This window comes from Streptomyces sp. 3330 (assembly GCF_031456635.1).
Taxonomy (GTDB): Bacteria; Actinomycetota; Actinomycetes; order Streptomycetales; family Streptomycetaceae; genus Streptomyces.
The window spans coordinates 66,537-84,095 of record NZ_JAVDVA010000011.1 but is presented as its reverse complement, the minus strand read 5'-3'; the positions used below and the strand labels follow the sequence as shown (position 1 = coordinate 84,095).

At 72.1% G+C, this 17,559-nt stretch carries 16 protein-coding genes and 1 pseudogene; 9 read left to right on the top strand and 8 right to left on the bottom strand.

Annotation, left to right across the window (positions count from 1 at the left end; all coding sequences use genetic code 11):
* The first annotated feature begins 45 nt into the window (after positions 1-45).
* Complete coding sequence (locus J2X68_RS19830; RefSeq protein WP_399040407.1) at positions 46-414, top strand: hypothetical protein; 369 nt, start codon at positions 46-48, stop codon at positions 412-414.
* Here the strand turns inward: J2X68_RS19830 and J2X68_RS19825 are convergent.
* The 3 genes from J2X68_RS19825 to J2X68_RS19815 form a co-directional block, all read right to left on the bottom strand.
* Positions 404-901, bottom strand: a complete 498-nt coding sequence (locus tag J2X68_RS19825; protein ID WP_310433871.1) for a GNAT family N-acetyltransferase — start codon at positions 899-901, stop codon at positions 404-406. The two genes, J2X68_RS19830 and J2X68_RS19825, sit on opposite strands and share 11 nt — an antisense overlap.
* A 45-nt stretch (positions 902-946) precedes the next feature.
* Positions 947-1,453, bottom strand: coding sequence for a sigma-70 family RNA polymerase sigma factor (locus tag J2X68_RS19820; RefSeq protein WP_310433870.1), 507 nt, complete (start codon positions 1,451-1,453; stop codon positions 947-949).
* A gap of 67 nt (positions 1,454-1,520) precedes the next feature.
* Positions 1,521-2,702 carry a glycerophosphodiester phosphodiesterase gene (locus J2X68_RS19815; protein ID WP_310433869.1) on the bottom strand — a complete coding sequence of 394 codons (1,182 nt, stop codon included), beginning with the start codon at positions 2,700-2,702 and terminating at the stop codon, positions 1,521-1,523.
* 312 nt (positions 2,703-3,014) lie between these two features.
* Between J2X68_RS19815 and J2X68_RS19810 the strand changes: the two genes are divergently transcribed.
* Complete coding sequence (locus J2X68_RS19810; protein ID WP_054239454.1) at positions 3,015-3,686, top strand: 1-acyl-sn-glycerol-3-phosphate acyltransferase; 672 nt, start codon at positions 3,015-3,017, stop codon at positions 3,684-3,686.
* Between the two features lie 115 nt (positions 3,687-3,801).
* On the opposite strand, the gene J2X68_RS19805 is transcribed toward J2X68_RS19810, so the two are convergent.
* The 4 genes and pseudogenes from J2X68_RS19805 to argH all read right to left on the bottom strand — a co-directional run bounded on the left by J2X68_RS19805 (position 3,802) and on the right by argH (position 8,763).
* A complete protein-coding gene (locus tag J2X68_RS19805) occupies positions 3,802-5,325 on the bottom strand; it encodes an MFS transporter (RefSeq protein ID WP_310433868.1) in 1,524 nt (507 codons plus the stop codon).
* Positions 5,326-5,468: 143 nt separating this feature from the next.
* Positions 5,469-6,014 (bottom strand): annotated as a pseudogene (locus tag J2X68_RS19800) (TetR/AcrR family transcriptional regulator); the annotation flags it as partial.
* A 194-nt stretch (positions 6,015-6,208) separates the two neighbouring features.
* Positions 6,209-7,180: an aldo/keto reductase gene (locus J2X68_RS19795; RefSeq protein ID WP_310433867.1), complete on the bottom strand. Its 972-nt coding sequence runs from the start codon at positions 7,178-7,180 to the stop codon at positions 6,209-6,211.
* A gap of 152 nt (positions 7,181-7,332) precedes the next feature.
* Positions 7,333-8,763, bottom strand: coding sequence for an argininosuccinate lyase (gene argH / locus J2X68_RS19790; protein ID WP_310433866.1), 1,431 nt, complete (start codon positions 8,761-8,763; stop codon positions 7,333-7,335).
* Positions 8,764-8,973: 210 nt separating this feature from the next.
* On the opposite strand from argH, the gene J2X68_RS19785 reads away from it, so the two are divergent.
* The 7 genes from J2X68_RS19785 (at position 8,974) to J2X68_RS19755 (ending at position 16,743) form a co-directional block, all read left to right on the top strand.
* A complete protein-coding gene (locus J2X68_RS19785; protein ID WP_310433865.1) occupies positions 8,974-9,852 on the top strand; it encodes a hypothetical protein in 879 nt (292 codons plus the stop codon).
* A gap of 203 nt (positions 9,853-10,055) precedes the next feature.
* Entirely contained in the window at positions 10,056-10,637 is a 582-nt protein-coding gene (locus J2X68_RS19780) for a pyridoxamine 5'-phosphate oxidase family protein (RefSeq protein WP_310433864.1), read from the top strand.
* A 140-nt stretch (positions 10,638-10,777) separates the two neighbouring features.
* Entirely contained in the window at positions 10,778-12,478 is a 1,701-nt protein-coding gene (locus J2X68_RS19775; protein WP_310433863.1) for a heme peroxidase family protein, read from the top strand.
* Positions 12,479-12,561: 83 nt separating this feature from the next.
* A complete protein-coding gene (locus J2X68_RS19770) occupies positions 12,562-13,269 on the top strand; it encodes a L,D-transpeptidase family protein (protein ID WP_310433862.1) in 708 nt (235 codons plus the stop codon).
* A 156-nt stretch (positions 13,270-13,425) separates the two neighbouring features.
* Positions 13,426-14,808: a ferredoxin reductase family protein gene (locus tag J2X68_RS19765; RefSeq protein WP_310433861.1), complete on the top strand. Its 1,383-nt coding sequence runs from the start codon at positions 13,426-13,428 to the stop codon at positions 14,806-14,808.
* Positions 14,809-14,864: 56 nt separating this feature from the next.
* Positions 14,865-15,953 (top strand): FMN-binding protein, encoded by a 1,089-nt coding sequence (locus J2X68_RS19760; protein ID WP_310433860.1) that lies wholly within the window; start codon positions 14,865-14,867, stop codon positions 15,951-15,953.
* Between the two features lie 52 nt (positions 15,954-16,005).
* Positions 16,006-16,743, top strand: coding sequence for an FAD:protein FMN transferase (locus J2X68_RS19755; RefSeq protein WP_310434023.1), 738 nt, complete (start codon positions 16,006-16,008; stop codon positions 16,741-16,743).
* A gap of 270 nt (positions 16,744-17,013) precedes the next feature.
* On the opposite strand, the gene J2X68_RS19750 is transcribed toward J2X68_RS19755, so the two are convergent.
* Positions 17,014-17,559, bottom strand: a complete 546-nt coding sequence (locus J2X68_RS19750) for an arginine repressor (protein ID WP_171396188.1) — start codon at positions 17,557-17,559, stop codon at positions 17,014-17,016.

Here is a 17,559-nt window from a genome sequence, read left to right as displayed (position 1 = left end):
GCGGCGGTGGACGACGAGCGGGGCCGGCTCATCAGCGGGCCCGGGATGCTCCTGGTGTGGTTCTACGGCGTGATGGTGGTCGGGGCGGTGTCGAGGTCGGCGTACCAGATCGCGACCGAGTTCGACCGGGCGCCGCTCGCGTACACGCTGTCGGCCCTCGCGGGCGTGGTGTACGGATTCATCACGTACTCGCTGGTGCGCGGCGGCGAGACGGCGCGCAGGGCGGCGCAGGTGTGCTGCGCCGCCGAGCTGGCGGGGGTGCTGATCGTCGGCACCTGGACCCTGGTCGAGCCGTCGGCCTTCCCGGACTCGACCGTGTGGTCGCAGTACGGGATGGGCTACGTGTTCATCCCGGTGCTGCTGCCGCTGTCCGCCCTGTACTGGCTGCGCAGGTCCCGCACGGCTACGCGGTAGCCGCGTACTCCCCCGCCTGCTTCTCCAGGACGATCATCAGTACGCCGTCCGTGCCCTGCGAGGTGCCGACCGTCTCGTAGCCGACCCGGCGGTAGAGGCGCAGGTTGCCCTCGCTGCGGTGGCCGGCGACGAGGCGGAACTTCTTGGCGCCGCGCTCCTCGGCCAGCGCCGCCTCGGCCGCGCGGAGCAGCCGCGCGCCGATGCCGTGGCCCTGGAGCCGCGGGTGGACGCAGAGCTTGCCGATGGCGGCGGCGCCGTCCTCGGTGAGACCGCCTCGTACGGAGCCGACCACCTCGTCGCCCAGGCGGGCCACGAAGACGCAGTCCGTGGCGAGTTCCTGCCGGACCGAGTCGAGGCTCTGGACGAGCGGGGCGATGCGGTAGTTGGCGTACAGCGCGGCTTCACTCTGGAAGCACAGGTACTGCAATCTGAAGATCTGCTCGGCATCCTGCTCGGTCGCCTCCGAGATGGTCACGCTCATGCCCATGTGCGCACGCCTCCCGCTCACCTGATCGCCTGTGGTCCCTCACTCCTATCCCCGCGCTTCGCGGGCCGCAACCTCCGGCGTCAGCAAACGCCGCAGACATCCCAGACATCTGGAACGTTCCGGTCCGAGACTGCCCTGTGAGATACCCAACTCCCCCGCGATCTCGCGGTAGGTGAGGTCCCGGGGCGAGAGCAGCGCCTGGAGGAGACGGGAACAGCGGCCGGGCAACCGGTGCACGGCCTCGCGCAGGGCGCGGTGCCGGGCGGCGGTCAGGGCGAGCTGCTCGGGGCCGCGGTCGGCGTCCTCGGCGGGGTCGCTCTCGTACGGCTGCTCGCGGCGCGTCGTACGGCGGGCGCGGCGGACCTCGGCGCGGACGGCCCCGCGCAGCCAGCCCTGGGGGTCGGGCGGCGGGCCGTCGGTGGCGAGGCGTTCGAGCAGGCGGAGCCAGACCGCCTGTTCCAGGTCGCCGGGTTCGGTCCCGGCGGCCTGGGCCTCGGCGGAGGCCTCGGCGGTGAGCAGCGGGCGCAGGGTGGTGAGCAGGTCGTGGGTCACGTGCCACACGATGCGGCCGCCCGGGCGGGTGGTTGCCGGGGCGGCCGACTGTCACTCCAACGGGGACTCAGCCGTTGACGAAGTCCGCGCGGGCCAGCAGTCCGGTGTCCGGGTTGTCCGTGAAGACACCGTCGATGCCGGTAGCGAAGTAGGTGCGGAACGCGCCGAAGGAGTCGCCGTAGCCGTCGGCGTCCGTGCCCTTGCGGAAGTTCGTGGGCAGGAAGGGGTTCTCGTTGCGCATGGTGTAGGGGTGCAGCACCAGGCCGACCGCGTGGGCGTCCTTGACCAGCGTGGTCGGGGTGGTGAGGTTGCCGGCGGCGTCCTTCGGGATCACCAGGTCGAGGGTCGGGCCGATGCCCTGGGCGTAGCCCGCGATCTCCCGGAGCCCCGCCCGGGTGACCAGGTCGGCGACCGTGCGCGGGTCGCCCGTCTCGACGAAGTCCCACGGGCGCGAGTTCGCACCGGACAGCAGCACCACGAGGGGGTTGTCGACCAGCTTGTTCAGGCGCTGGACGCTGGTCGGCTCGAAGGACTGCACGATGACCGGCGAGTTCTTGCGGTCCTTGCCGTACGTGTGCAGCAGCTTGGCGACCCGCTCCTCGAGGCCCAGGCCCAGCTTGCGGAAGTACGTGGGGTGCTTGGTCTCGGGGTAGATCCAGACCTGCCGGCCGCGCTTGCGGGTCTGCTCGTCCTGCCAGCGCAGGACTTCCTCGAAGGTGGGGATCTCCCAGCGGCCGTCGTAGAGGGTGTTGTGCGGGCGGTTGGCCGGGATGCGCTCGACGGCGCGCAGGGTCTTCAGCTCGGCGAGGGTGAAGTCCTCGGTGAACCAGCCGGTCGTGGAGACGCCGTCCAGGACCTTCGTGGTCCTGCGGCCCGCGAACTCCGGGTGGTCGGCGACGTCCGTGGTCCCGCCGATCTCCGGCTCGTGCCGGCACACGAGGTGCCCGTCCCTGGTGGGGACCAGGTCGCCCGCCTCGACGATGTCGGCGCCCAGGTCGAGGGCCAGCTGGTACGAGCCGAAGGTGTGCTCCGGCCGGTATCCGCTGGCGCCGCGGTGACCGATGATCGTCGGCACGGGCAGGCTCTTCAGGCCTTTTCCGGAACGGGACGGATCTGCGGCCCTCGCGGTGCCCGGCAGGCCGAGCACCGTTCCGGTGGCGCCGAGCACGGCGGCGCCCAGGAGCGCCCGCCGTCCGGTTCCGCCCGCGCTCGCCTGCTGGTTCGGCTCCTGCTTGCCCTGCGTGCCCATGAGGGATCTCCTGCCGTCGGCTCGTCCGTGCGGCCCGATCGTAGGGGCGTGGACATGACCGTCGGGAGACCTCGGCCCCAACACGCGGGGGACGGGGGATGGCGGCTGCCGTACGGCCATCCGGCCGGTTCCGCGCGGTAGTTCAGCGCGTTCCGGGCAGATGACAGGAAGGAGGCGATGCCGCCGTACAGGTAAACGTACGTCAACAGTGCGTAAGACCTGGGTGACCCGATGTGCGTCACCCCCGGCTCCGCGAGTATCGTCCTCACCTGCACAGACTCATATCGTTTTCCCTTGACATCGGAGGGCTCGTTGTCCCGCTTCGTGCTCATCAAGGCAGTACTCGGACCGGTCATGCGCCTGATGTTCCGCCCCCGGGTCGAGGGCGCGGAGCACATCCCTGGCGACGGCCCCGTCATCCTGGCCGGCAACCACCTCACCTTCATCGACTCGATGATCCTGCCGCTCGTCTGCGACCGGCAGGTCTTCTTCATCGGCAAGGACGAGTACGTCACCGGCAAGAGCCTCAAGGGCCGGCTCATGGCCTGGTTCTTCACCGGGGTCGGCATGATCCCGGTGGACCGCGACGGCGGCCGCGGCGGTGTGGCGGCGCTCATGACGGGCCGGCGGGTGCTGGAGGAGGGGAAGGTCTTCGGCATCTACCCGGAGGGCACCCGGTCCCCCGACGGCCGGCTCTACCGGGGGCGCACCGGTATCGCCCGGCTGACGCTGATGACCGGGGCGCCGGTCGTCCCCTTCGCGATGATCGGCACCGACAAGCTGCAGCCGGGCGGCGCGGGCATGCCCCGGCCGGGGCGGGTCACCGTGCGGTTCGGCGAGGCCATGGAGTTCTCCCGCTACGACGGGATGGACCGGGACCGCTACGTGCTGCGGGCCGTGACGGACTCCGTGATGACCGAGGTCATGCGGCTCTCGGGGCAGGAGTACGTGGACATGTACGCCACCAAGGCGAAGGCCGCGTGACGGCCCGGCGCGCGGCATCGGCTGTCGGCGCGTCGTAGGCCGAGGCCGGTGCGCTCACGTCGGCGCGGGTGCCGGTCCGGGTGCGCCCTCCCGGTGCGCGCCGTCCCCGCGTCCCTCAAAGCCGGTTGTCCAGCCGCTCGTTGCGCAGCATGAACCAGGCCGCCACCGCCGTCGCCAGCAGCACCGCGGCGCCCACGCCCGAGGCCACGGCCAGGCCGTCGACGAACGCCGCCCGGGCCGAGGACAGCATCTCCCCGGCCGCGGCGGGCGCCATGTGCCCCGCCGCCTCCACCGCGCCGCCCAGTGACTCGTGGGCGCCCGCGGGAGTGCCCGCGGGGGCCGCGAAGCCGCGGTAGACACCGGTCACGATCGATCCGAGTACGGCGATGCCGAGGGCCGCGCCCAGTTCGTACGCCGTCTCGGAGACCGCGGAGGCGGCGCCCGCCTGGTCCTTCGGCACGGAGCTCAGGATGACGTCCGACGTCACCGTGAAGGAGAAGCCCGCGCCCACCCCGACGACCAGGAGCGCGGCTCCCAGGACCGGGTAGGCGGTCTGCCCGCCGATGAACGTCAGCCCCGCCAGTGCGAGGCCGATCGCCGCGAGGCCGCCGCAGACCACGGCCCGCACCGAGAAGCGGCGGGCCACGCGGCCCGCGATCAGGCCGGCCACCACCGCTCCGACGGCGGCGGGCAGTTCGGCCAGACCGGCCTCGAACGGCCGCCTGCCCTGGACGAGCTGCAGGTACTGGGACAGGAAGAACACCAGGCCGGACAGGCCCAGGATGGTCAGCAGGTCGGCCAGGACCGCGCCGCTGAAGCCGCGGTTGCGGAACAGGCGCATGTCCAGCAGGGGGGCCGGCAGGGTCAGCTGGCGCCGCACGAAGCCGAAGAGCGCGGCAGCGCCCAGCAGCCCGGTGCCGACCGAGATCGCGGTGAGGCCGTGCGTGGCGGCCTCCTTGACGGCGTAGACGACACCGATCATGCCGACCAGGGACAGCAGCACGCTGGGCAGGTCCCACGGGCCGGGGTTCGGGGTGCGGGATTCGGGGAGCGTCCTGACGCCGACGACGACCAGCACGATCATCACGGGCAGGTTGATGAGGAAGACCGAGCCCCACCAGAAGTGTTCGAGGAGGAAGCCGCCCACGATGGGCCCGACCGCGGTGCCCGCGGAGGCGGTCGCGCCCCAGATGCCGACCGCGAGGCTGCGCTCGCGCGGGTCGTGGAAGAGGTTGCGGATCAGGGCGAGGGTCGCGGGCATCAGGGTCGCGCCGGCGACGCCGAGCAGGGCACGCGCCGCGATCATCGTCTCCGGGGTCGTCGCATAGGCGTTGAGGACGGATATCAGCCCGAACGCGGTGGCGCCCATGAGCAGGATCCGCTTGCGGCCGATGCGGTCGCCGAGGCTGCCCATCGAGACGAGCAAGCCGGCGATGACGAACGAGTAGACGTCGCCGATCCAGAGGAGCTGGGTGCCGGAGGGCTCCAGGTCCTCGCTGATGTACGGGGTCGCGAGGCCGAGGACGGTCGCGTCGACGGCCACCAGCAGCACGGCGAGTACGAGGACGGAGAGCGCGAGCCAACGGTCCGGACGCTTCACCGCCCCGGTCGTGGTCGCCGGCCGCAGGGTGCTGGTCATGATTCCTCTCTCGGTGATGCGGAACGGTGCGGTGCGGGGTTCTGTGGCGCCGAAGGGCCGGTGGGTGCGGGGTCCTGGGGGGCCGGTGAGCCGTGGGGAAGCGGGTTCTGCGGGGCCGGGCTCTGCGGGGCCGGACTCTGGGTCTCGGGTGGCCTCAGCGCGCCGCCGAGCAGCAGCTCGACGATCATGTGCTGGAAGTCCTTGGGGGCGCCCTTGCCGCTCTGCACCATCCAGGCGCCGGAGGCGAGCAGGCCGAAGAGCGCCTCGGTGAGCCAGGCGGGTGTGAGGTCGATGCGGAACTCACCGCTCAGCTGGCCGCGACGGAACAGGTCCGAGATCCGGTCGTCGATCCGGGTCCAGCCGTCGTGCAGTTCCTCGCCCTCGAACAGCTGGTTCTCGGTGTAGAGGAAGGCGAGCAGGCCGGCCGCCGGTTCGATCTCCCGGACGAGCCGGCGTACGGCGTCGCGCGCGGGGGCCTCGTCCAGCCGGGCCGCGTCCAGCGCGGTCTCGCACTCCGCGATGCCGAGATCCTCCAGGGCGCGCACCAGCGCGTCCCGGCCGGCGAAGTGCCGGTGCAGGGTGGCCCGGCTGATCCCGGCCGCCTTGGCGACCTCGTCCATCGTCGCCGTGGACTTGCGGGTCAGCAGGGCCGCGGCACCGCGCAGCACTTGATCACGATCGACAGCCATGAGACAAGAGTAACCCAGGTGAGACACAGATGTCTCACTCTGGGCGTGCGTGAGTCACTCGGGTGGGCTCATCGTCGGCGGTCGACCGGTCCGGGGACGCTCGGTGCCAGCAGGTCGGATCCGGGGGACGCTCATGCCGGGGCAGGTCGGATCCGGGGAACTGCTCCTACCAGGGCGGGTGGATCCGGGGGCGCTCAGTGCCAGGGCAGGCCGGCGCGCCGCTCCCAGTACGCCCCCGGCTCCTCCGCCAGCCCGGCCAGCCGGTTCAGCTGGTCGTCGTCGAGGTCCACGACCGCCGCGTGCAGGTTGGAGGCGAGCTGGGTGAGGGTCGCCGCGCCGGAGAGGACGACACCGGCCCAGGGCTGCCGCAGGATCAGCGCGAGGGCGACCGCGTCGCAGCCGAGCGACGTCTGCGCCGCCACCGCCCGCAGGGCGTCCGGCGCGTGGGGGTCAGCCAGGCGCCCGTTCGCCATGCCCTCCTTCACGATCACCGTGAGCCCGGCGTCGTGGGCCTCGGCCAGGGCGGGACCGGCCGAGGTCTCCAGCGCGTTGTACGTCGACTGGACGGTACGGAAGAGGGGCTCGCCGTCGACCGTCACGGCGAGGGCGGCGCGGATGGCGTCGGCCTGGGCGGGGCCGCTGGTGGAGAAACCGACGGTGAGGCCCTGCGCGGCGGACTCGGCCAGCTTCGCGTGGAGTTCCTTGTCGGTGAGGGCGGGGCTGTCCGGGGTCACCGAGTGGATCTGGTAGAGGTCGAGCCGGTCGCCGAGCAGCTCCGCCGTCTCGGCGCGCTGGCGTTCGTACGTCGGCAGCCCGTGGTCCTTGACCTCGTGCCGGTCCGCGTCCGTCGTCCAGTCGGCGGTGTAGGTGTACCCCCACTTGCTGCCCACCACGATGTCGTCGACGTCGGGCCTGGCCTTCAGCCAGTCGGCGAGGAACTCCTCGGAACGGCCGTAGGAGCGGGCCGCGTCGAAGTAGCGGACGCCCTGGGCGTAGGCGGCGTCGAGGAGTTCGTGGGTGCGGGCGCGCAGGGTCTCGACGCTGCGGTCCGCTCCGAGGTCGTGGTCCCGGTCGAGGGTGATGTAGCCGGGGCGGCCGACGGCGGCGAGGCCGAAGCCGATGTGGCAGGTGGGGGTCGTTGCGGCGGCCAGGCGGGCGAAGGGCATCGCGGGCTCCGTAGGGTCGGCTCCGGTTCGGCTCCTGACCAACGTAACCCGTGATGACCTTCGCCCAGGGCCGGTGCGTTCGACGCCCGGGCGGGCGCGGGTGGGCCGCCGGTCTGTCGCACGGCTCCCCACACCCTTTCGGGGCGCTGCGCCTACCGCTTCTTGGCGGTCGCCCACGCGTGCTGAGCCGCCACGTCCGCCTTCACCTCGGCCAGCTGGATCGCCACCGCGCTGGGCGCCGTGCCGCCACGGCCGTCGCGGGAGGCGAGGGCGCCGGGGACGTTGAGGACGGAGCGCACCTCGGGGGTGAGGTGGGCGGAGATCTTCGCGAACTGCTCGTCGGTGAGGCCGTCGAGCTCCTTGCCGTCCGCCTCGGCGACCTTGACGCACTCGCCGGCGACCTCGTGCGCGACCCGGAACGGCACGCCCTGCTTGACCAGCCACTCGGCGATGTCGGTGGCGAGCGAGAACCCGGCCGGGGCCAGCTCCTCCATGCGCTCGCGGTTGACGGTGAGGGTGGCGACCATGCCGGTGAAGGCGGGGAGCAGGACCTCGAGCTGGTCGCAGGAGTCGAAGACGGGCTCCTTGTCCTCCTGGAGGTCGCGGTTGTAGGCGAGCGGGAGGGCCTTGAGGGTCGCCATGAGACCGGTCAGGTTGCCGATGAGGCGGCCCGACTTGCCGCGCGCCAGCTCCGCGATGTCGGGGTTCTTCTTCTGCGGCATGATCGACGAGCCCGTGGAGAAGGCGTCGTGCAGCGTCACGAAGGAGAACTCCTTCGTGTTCCAGATGATGATCTCCTCGGAGATGCGGGAGAGGTTCACGCCGATCATCGCGGTGATGAAGGCGAACTCGGCGACGAAGTCGCGGGACGCCGTGCCGTCGATGGAGTTGCCGACGCTGCCGTGCTCGAAGCCGAGGTCCTTGGCCACCGCCTCGGGGTCCAGGCCGAGGGAGGAACCCGCGAGGGCGCCGGAGCCGTACGGCGAGACGGCGGTGCGCTCGTCCCACTGACGAAGGCGTTCCGCGTCCCGGGACAGCGACTGCACATGGGCGAGGACATGGTGGGCGAACAGCACCGGCTGGGCGTGCTGGAGGTGGGTGCGGCCGGGCATCGCCACGTCCGGGTGGGCCTCCGCCAGGCCGATCAGGGCGTCCTGGAGCTCGGCGATCAGGCCGCCGAGGATCCGCGCGTGGTCGCGCAGGTACATCCGGAAGAGGGTGGCGACCTGGTCGTTGCGGGAGCGGCCCGCGCGCAGCTTGCCGCCCAGGTCGGCGCCGAGGCGCTCCAGGAGGCCGCGTTCCAGGGCGGTGTGCACGTCCTCGTCGGCGATGGTGCCCACGAAGGAACCGTCGGCGACGTCCGCCTCGAGCCGGTCGAGGCCCCCGATCATCCGGGTCAGCTCGTCCTCGGTGAGCAGGCCCGCCTTGTGCAGCACGCGCGCGTGGGCGCGCGAACCGGCGATGTCGTAGGGCGCGAGGCGCCAGTCGAAGTGGACGGAGGCGGACAGCTTCGCCAGGGCCTCGGCGGGACCGTCGGCGAAACGGCCGCCCCAGAGCCTTACGTCACCGCTGTTGCTGCTCACTTGCGCGCTCCTCACCACTGCTCTCCACGACATGCATGAGTATGCAGTGCTCTGCATGATTCGTCAATTCGACCCCGGACGGCCGTCCGGTTCCCGCTCCCGAGAAGTTTTCGGCACGAGTTTGAACGACAGCAACCGCTTACCCGTACTGAGGACTGAACGCCGGCGCCGCGTCTGTACACCCACTCCTGACCCAAGTGAGGCATCCGCATGTCCAGGGCTCTTCCGAAGTACAACAAGCGTCGCGTGGCGGTCATCGGCGCGGCCGCCGCTCTGGCGCTGTCCGGCGCGGTCGTCGTCAACTCCGCCCTCGCCGGGGAGTCGTCCAAGAGCGGCAGCACCGACGCCAGGACGCTCGCCGGCCCCGGCACCGTCGCGTGCCCGGACGTGGCCTCCCAGCTTCCCGCGATCCCGGCCTCCGCGCAGGCCGAGGTCGACCGCAACCTGGCCCTGCTCCAGACACAGATCGACGAGGCCAACAAGCGACTGGTCGACACCGTGGGCCAGGGCGGCGCCAACTTCGTCCAGAACGCGATCCTCGGCCCGCTGGCGGACAAGCGCGTGTCGACCATCGACCGCATCGCCATCTCGATCGGCCGCCAGGGCACCAAGCCGCAGGGCCTCGACGCGCTCGCGCCGTGCGCCCTCGACACCGGCGGCGTCGCGGGCACCGGTGAGGACGCCGGCGCCGGCGACGAGGCCGAGGACACCCCCGGCGCGGAGGAGACCGCCGCCGCAGGAGCGGGCGACGGCGCCGCGGAGACGGGCGACGAGGCCGGCGGCGACGCGGCCGGCGTGGGCACCATCAGCTGCCCGGACGTCGCTTCGCAGCTTCCCGAGATCCCCGCCTCCGCCCAGGCCGAGGTCGACCGCAACCTGGCCCTGCTCCAGACACAGATCGACGAGGCCAACAAGCGACTGGTCGACACCGTGGGCCAGGGCGGCGCCAACTTCGTCCAGAACGCGATCCTCGGCCCGCTGGCGGACAAGCGCGTGTCCACGATCGACCGCATCGCCATCTCGATCGGCCGCAAGGGCACCAAGCCGCAGGGCCTCGACGCCCTGGCCGCCTGCACGTTGAACAAGTGACGTGACAGGCACGGCGGCCGCCCCGCGAAGCGCCGGCCGGGGCGGCCGCTGTGACGTCTGCACACCCCACGCCTTCCTCACCCCCGCCCCCCCTACCTCTCACTCCCTCCCTGCCCGTCACCCCCTCACTCTCCGCCCTCCAGGCCCCACCGATTCCCTATTTCGTTAGACACGCGAAAGGCTTTCCCGGATAATCGTTAGACATGGGAAAGACCTATGAGCGCATCGACGGCAGACTCCGCACGTTCATCGAGGAGCAGCCCCTCTTCTTCACGGCCACCGCCCCCTTGTCCGGCGACGGCACGGTGAACCTCTCCCCCAAGGGCCTCAAGGGCTCGTTCGCCGTGCTCGACGAGCACACCGTGGCCTACCTGGACTTCGCCGGCTCCAACGCGGAGACCGTCGCGCATCTGCGGGAGAACGGCCGGATCACACTGATGTGGTGCGCCTTCCAGGGGCCGCCGAACATCGTGCGGGTGCACGGCCGCGGCGAACCGGTCTTCCGCGACGACCCCCGCTTCCGGGAGCTCCTCGCCCGCTTCCCGGACCTGGACCCGACCCCGCACGGACTGCGCGCGATCATCGTCGTGCACGCCGAACTCGTGCGGGACACCTGCGGGTACGCGGTGCCCTTCATGACGTACGACGAGGACCGCGAGCTGCACGCCAAGCGGTTCGCGCGGGAGGACGACGAGTCGCTCAGCGCGTACTTCGCGAAGAAGGAGCACATCGCCACGAGCATGGACGGACTGCCCGGACTGCCGTTGCCCCTGAGTCCGATTTGACGTTCATGCGGTGTCTGTACAGAGAGTCAACACTTGGTGCTCTTGGGGGATTTGACGGAATTCCCCCTTCCGCCGCACTCGTCCCCTAGCGTGGCTCCCGCCCGCGCGCTCACGCGTGGGCGCGAACACATGGGGGAAACATGTTCCGACCCGCACGCGAACCACAGAGCAAACGTCACGTCCGTTCCTCGTTCTATGTCATGGGCGAGGGCATACTCGCCGAGTCCCGGGACGGCGGTCCCGTGCATCCGCAGGCCGCCTCCACCGTCGCGGACCTGCGCAAGTTCCGCTTCTCCCGGCTCGGCCCACGCTCCGGGCCGGCCCAGCAGCTCGACCGGAACGCCCGCGTCGAGCTGGCCAGGGCGATGACGGACCCCGAGCGGGACCACCCCGACCAGCCGGGGGTCCCGTCGGGGTTCACCTATCTCGGCCAGTTCGTGGACCACGACCTCACCCTGGATGCCACCGCGGTGCGCCTCGACGACGAGATCACGGTCCGCCAGCTCCTCCAGGGCCGGTCCCCGGCCCTGGACCTCGACTCCCTCTACGGCCTCGGGCCCGACCACCGCTTCGACCGCCGGTTCTACGAGGACGACGGCCTCCGGCTGAAGTCCGGCACCACCCAGGGGGTGCCGAACGACCCCTCCCTGGTGGGCCGGTCGCTCACCGGGTTCGACCTGCCCAGGCAGGGCACGGGCTCGCTGCGGTCCGAACGGCGCCGGGCGCTGATCCCGGACCCGCGCAACGACGAGAACCTGGCCGTCGCCCAGGTCCACGCCGCGTTCGTCCGGTTCCACAACCGGGTGGTGGCCGACCTCGTCGGCAAGGGCGTGTCGAGCGCGGTCCTCTTCGAGTCGGCACGCGAGACGGTCGTCAAGCACTACCAGTGGATGCTGCGCCACGACTTCCTGCGCAGGATCGTCGACCCCGAGATCGTCGAGGACGTGTTCGGCAACGGCCGCCGGGTGTTCGAGCCCTCGCCGGGCGAGCACGACCTGCCGACCATGCCGATCGAGTTCTCCGTGGCCGCCTACCGGCTGGGCCACAGCATGGTCCGCGGCCGGTACAACTGGAACCGCGTCTTCGACCGCGGCCGGGGCACCCTCGAGCTCCTGTTCCGGTTCAGCGGCACCAGCGGCACCCTGTCGCCGCCTCCCGCCGACCCGGCGGACCCGGAGTCGGGCGACTTCGAGCGCCTGCCCACCAACTGGATCGCCGACTTCCGGCGGCTGTTCGCCTTCCAGGAGGCGGTGCCGGAGCGGACCGACCTCCTCGTGCCCGAGGAGCAGTTCAACCTCGCCAAGCGGATCGACACCCTGCTGGTCGACCCGCTCGCCGAACTGCCGCTCGGCGCCTTCGGCGGACGGGGCCAGGCCAAGCCTCCGCAGGAGGAGCTGAACCTCGCCTTCCGCAACCTCACCCGGGCCTCGATGCTGCGGCTCGCCACCGGACAGCAGATGGTCGAGCACTTCATCGACCGCAAGGTCGACGTGGAACCGCTGACCCGGGCCGACCTCGCACAGGGCGGCGGCGCGCAGCTCTCCGGCGGGCTCGCGGAAGCGGTGGCCCGGCACACCCCGCTGTGGTTCTACATCCTGCGGGAGGCCGAGGTGCGGGGCGGCGGCAAGCTGACCGGGGTCGGCGGCCGCATCGTCGCCGAGGTGTTCCACCGGGCCATCGAGGCCGGACGGTACTCCATCCTGCGCGACCCGTTCTGGCGTCCGTTCCTCAGCCCGGTCGCGGAGCGCAACTCCCGGCACGTCTTCGAGATGACCGACCTGCTGCTGTACGCCTTCGAGGGACAGGCGGACCAGCTCAACCCGCTCGGACCGGTGACCTGAGCGGCCCGCGCGGGTGGGCCGGCGCCTCGCACGGTCGGCCCACCCGGCCTGCCGGCGCCGCCGCCCGCGCTTAGCGTCTGACCATGCGCCCTCGTGTCGTCGCCACCGCCCTCGTCTGCGCCTCCCTCGGTCTGCTCGGCGCCGCTCCGGGCACCGGGGCCGCCCCGCCGCTGCCCGCGCGGATGGCGGACACGGGCGGCGGCACGCAGCTGATCACCGCCGTGGCCCCCCGGGCCGGTTCCACGACGGGCACGCTCACCTGGTGGGACCTGCGCGACGGGCGGTGGACGCAGGCCGGTTCCACGCCGGCCCGGTTCGGCGCGAAAGGCCTGGTCGAAGGCGCCTCGCGCCGGCAGGGCACGAACACGACACCGACGGGCCTGTACGGGCTCCCCTACGCCTTCGGCATCCGGCCGGCGCCGCGCGGGACGTCGTACCCCTACCGTCCGGTGCGCCAGGACTCCTGGTGGTGCCAGGACACCTCGTCGCGCTCCTACAACCGGTGGACCGAGCCGCGTCCCGCGGACTGCCGCGCGGCCGAGTCCGAGCACCTGGTCACGTACCGCGCGCAGTACGCGTACGCGCTGGTCGTCGGCTTCAACTACGACACACCGGTGCGGGGCCGCGGCGCGGGCATCTTCCTGCACGTCGACGGGCGGGGGGCGACGGCCGGTTGCGTGTCGGTGCCGGAGGGGGCGATGCGGCGGCTGCTGACGTGGGCCCGGCCGTGGAAGCGGCCGCACCTCGCGATCGGCACGGCGGACGGGCGGACGGCGATCACCCGGTACTGAGGACCGGGGAGGCCGCACGCCCGCCTGCCTCCCCGGCGCGAACGGCCGCGCGGCGATTCCTGGTGGTCGCCTCGGGTGACGGTCTGCGGGACGGCTGAACACTCCGCCCCCGTGGCCCGTATCTGAGGGCCAAGGGTCCGTATCCACGGAGGAACAGTGACGACGACGATCGCCGGCGGCCGTGCCGCCCGCCGCCAGACGATGCGCCGCATCCGCCCGCGCCGCTCCCCGGCCGTCCCGTTGCTGCTCGCCGTATGGGCGGGGGCGGCGGGTGTGCTGTGGCTGTGGTGGGCCAACACGCCGAACATCGCGGACGACAACAGCAAGATCCTCAACGCGGGCCGGATCACCGGGCTGCTCGCCGGGTACCTGATGGCGCTCGTGGTGCTGCAGATGGCCAGGGTGCCCGCGCTGGAGCGGCGGGTGGGCTCGGACCGGGTCGCCCGCTGGCACGCGATGAGCGGACGGTACACGCTCTGCCTGGTCTTCGCGCACGTGTTCCTGATCATGTGGGGGTACGCGCTCCAGGCGGGCAAGACGCTTGGGGACATCGTCCAGCAGACGGTCGACTCCATCAACCAGCTCCCGGACATGGGCAAGGCGGCGATCGGCACCGGTCTGTTCCTGCTCATCGGGCTGGTGTCGATCGGACCCGTGCGCCGCCGGATGCCGTACGACACCTGGTACCACATCCATCTGCTGACGTACGCGGCCGTGTTCCTGACGTTCTGGCACCAGATCACCACCGGCAACGACTTCGCCGTCGAGCCGACCGCGAAGACCGTCTGGTACGCGCTGTACGGGTCGGTCACCGCGCTGGTCGTCTGGTACCGCGTCATCGTCCCGGTCCGGCTGAACCTGCGGCACCGGCTCCGCGTCGAGGCGGTCATCGAGGAGACGCCGGGCATCGTCTCGGTGCTGATCGGCGGGCGCAAGCTGCACCGGATGGGCGCGGAGGCCGGGCAGTTCTTCCGCTGGCGGTTCATGGCGCCGGGGATGCGGTTCAGCTCCCACCCGTACTCGCTGTCGGCGGCCCCGCGCCCGGACCTCCTGCGCATCACCGTCAAGGCGATCGGCGACCACAGCGCGGCACTGCGCGAGCTGCAGCCCGGCACCAAGGTGTGGGCCGAGGGCCCGTACGGCGCGATGACGGCGTCCCGGCGCAGCCGCGGCAAGGTGCTGCTGGTGGCCGGCGGGGTCGGCATCACGCCGATGCGGGCGCTGTTCGAGACGCTGCCGGGCGCGGCGGGTGACATCACCCTTCTCTACCGGGCCAACAGCACGCAGGATCTGGCGCTGTGGGACGAGCTGGCGAAGATCGCCGACGAGCGCGGGGCGCGGCTGATGTACGCCGTCAACAGCCCCGACGGGGAGCGGCCCGACATCTCGGCCGAGTCCCTCCAGCGGAAGATCCCCGACATCGACAGCCACGACGTCTTCATGTGCGGACCCAACGGCTTCGCCCGAGGGGTGTACGAGGCACTGCGCGGCGCCGGGGTCCCCGCCCGCCGTATCCACCACGAGTCGTTCGAGATGTGAGCGATCCGTCCGCACGGGAACCTCGCCACCAACGGGAATCAGGAGCTCAGGAAAAGATGAGGAAGAGCCACCCTCTTCGGCGCGTCGTGCTCGCCACCGCCGCCACCGTGTCCGGGATCGTGCTGCTGCTGTCGCTGAAGCCGGCGTCCGACCCGGGCGCCGCCCAGGCGGCGGGCGCGGGCGCGGCGGCGCAGGGAGCGGCGCAGGGCGGGGCCGGGGCGGTCGTGTCGGGGACGATGACCGGGGACGCGGCCCAGACGCAGTACGGGGCCGTGCAGGTCCGGATCACCGTCGTCAACAACAAGATCACCAAGGCGGAGGCCGTCCAGGCCCCCAAGGGCGGCACCAGCGACCAGAAGACCGCGCTCGCCGTCCCCAAGCTCAACGCCGATGTGGTCGCCAAGCAGAGCCCGGACATCGACACGGTGTCGGGCGCCACGTACACCAGCGAGGGCTACAAGAAGTCCCTCCAGTCGGCGATCGACAAGGCGAACGCGAGCGCCGGGTCCGGGTCCTCCCAGGGCTCCGGCAGCGCGCAGGCGGCCGGCACCTTCACCGGGGACGCGGCCCAGACGCAGTACGGGGCCGTCCAGGTCCGGATCACGGTCGCCGGCGGGAAGATCACCAAGGCGGAGGCCGTCCAGGCCCCCAAGGGCGGCACCAGCGACCAGAAGACCGCGCTCGCCGTCCCCAAGCTCAACGCCGCGGCGGTCGCGGCCGGCAACGCCGACATCGACACCGTCTCCAGCGCGACCTACACGAGCGAGGGCTACAAGAAGTCCCTGCAGTCGGCGCTCGACAAGGCGAAGGCGACGGCGGGCTCGTCGTCGTCCGGGTCCGGCGACGCGGGGGCCTCCTCGGGCGCCGCGCAGGCCAAGACCGTCACCGGCAGCGTCGCGCAGACCCAGTACGGTCCCGTCCAGGTCCGGATCACCGTGGCCGACGGGAAGATCACCAAGGCGGAGGCCGTCCAGGCCCCCAAGGGCGGCACCAGCGACCAGAAGACCGCGCTCGCCGTCCCCAAGCTCAACGCCGCGGCGGTCGCGGCCGGCAACGCCGACATCGACACCGTCTCCAGCGCGACCTTCACCAGCGAGGGCTACAAGAAATCCTTGCAGTCGGCGCTGGACCAGGCCGGTGGCTGACACCGTGGCCGAGTCGGCGGCCCCCGCCGTGCTGCGTCACGCGGAGGAGGTCATGGGGACCGTCTTCTCCTTCGACATCCGCGGCGGGGAGCCCGGGGCGGTGCGGGCCGCGCTGGAGGAGGCGATCGCCTCGCTGCACCGGGTGAACGAGGTGTTCAGCACCTACCGCGAGGACAGCCAGGTGTCCCGGCTGGTACGCGGTGAGCTGACCGTGCAGGAGTGCGATCCGGAAGTGGCCGAGGTGCTGGAGCTGGGCGCCGAGGCGGAGCGGGTGAGCGACGGCTGGTTCAGCATGCGCTACCAGGGCCGGCTCGACCCGACCGGCATCGTGAAGGGCTGGGCCGCCGAGCGCGCGGCCCGGCTGGTCGCCGCGGCGGGCGTGAGCGGGGTGAGCGTCAACGGCGGCGGGGACGTGCAGCTGCTGGGCGTCCCCGGGCCCGAGCGGCCGTGGCGGGTCGGGGTGTCGGACCCGCTGCGCCCGGGCGGTCTCGCCGCGGTGGTCTCGGCGGCGGGAGCGGACGAGCTGGCCGTCGCGACCTCCGGTACGGCGGAGCGGGGCGCCCACATCGTGGATCCGCGAACGGGCCGCTCCGCGGTGACCGACCTGGTCGCCGTGACGGTGGTGACCCCGCGGCTGACCTGGGCGGACTGCTGGGCCACGGCCGCGTTCGCGAGGGGCTCGCGGGACGCGCTGGGCTGGCTGGAGTCCCTGCCGGACGTGGAGGCCCTGCTGATCACGGCAGGCGACGAGGTGCGCTGCACGGGGGGCCTGGCCGGCCGCCTCGGCTGAACCGGGGCCACCCCGACCGGAGGCGGGCCACACACCGGCGACACACCCCTGCCCCGACGGGCTGCCGCCGGGCCGTGGGCGTTCCCGGTCGGCCCCCGTGCGGTCCGGGCCGCACGGGGGCACGGCGCACGAGGCGATCCGGCGGCGCGGGGTCCCACGGAGGCCGGCCGCCCACAAGGCCCGGCTGAGCCGCGGCCTGCCGGAGCCAGGTGACGTATGCGGCTCCCCCGGGGTCGGCGAGCGACCCGGAGGAGCCGCCTCGGCGGACGGTCAGTGGCCGTTCTGGGCGAGGCGCAGCAGGTGATCGGCCAGTGCCTGCCCGCCCGTCGGCTCACGGCTGATCAGCAGCAGCGTGTCGTCGCCCGCGATCGTCCCGAGGATGTCGTGCAGCTCGGCCTGGTCGATCGCCGAGGCGAGGAACTGGGCCGCGCCCGGCGGGGTGCGCAGCACCACGAGGTTGGCGGACGCCTCCGCGGAGATCAGCAGCTCCTGCGACAGCCGCCGCATCCGCTCTTCCTTCGCCGACTCCCCCAGCGGTACCCGGGGGGTCCGGAAACCCCCCTCGCTCGGCACCGCGTAGATCAGGTCGCCGTCGTTGTTGCGGATCTTCACCGCGTTCAGCTCGTCCAGGTCCCGCGACAGCGTCGCCTGGGTGACGCTCAACCCGTCGTCGGCCAGCAGCTTCGCCAACTGGCTCTGCGACCGCACCGGTTGCCGGTTGAGGATGTCCACGATCCGGCGGTGACGCGCGGTGCGGGTCTGCGGCACGGCGGGCCCGCCCGCGCCCGGCTGCTCATGGTCCTGCGCCTGACTCAT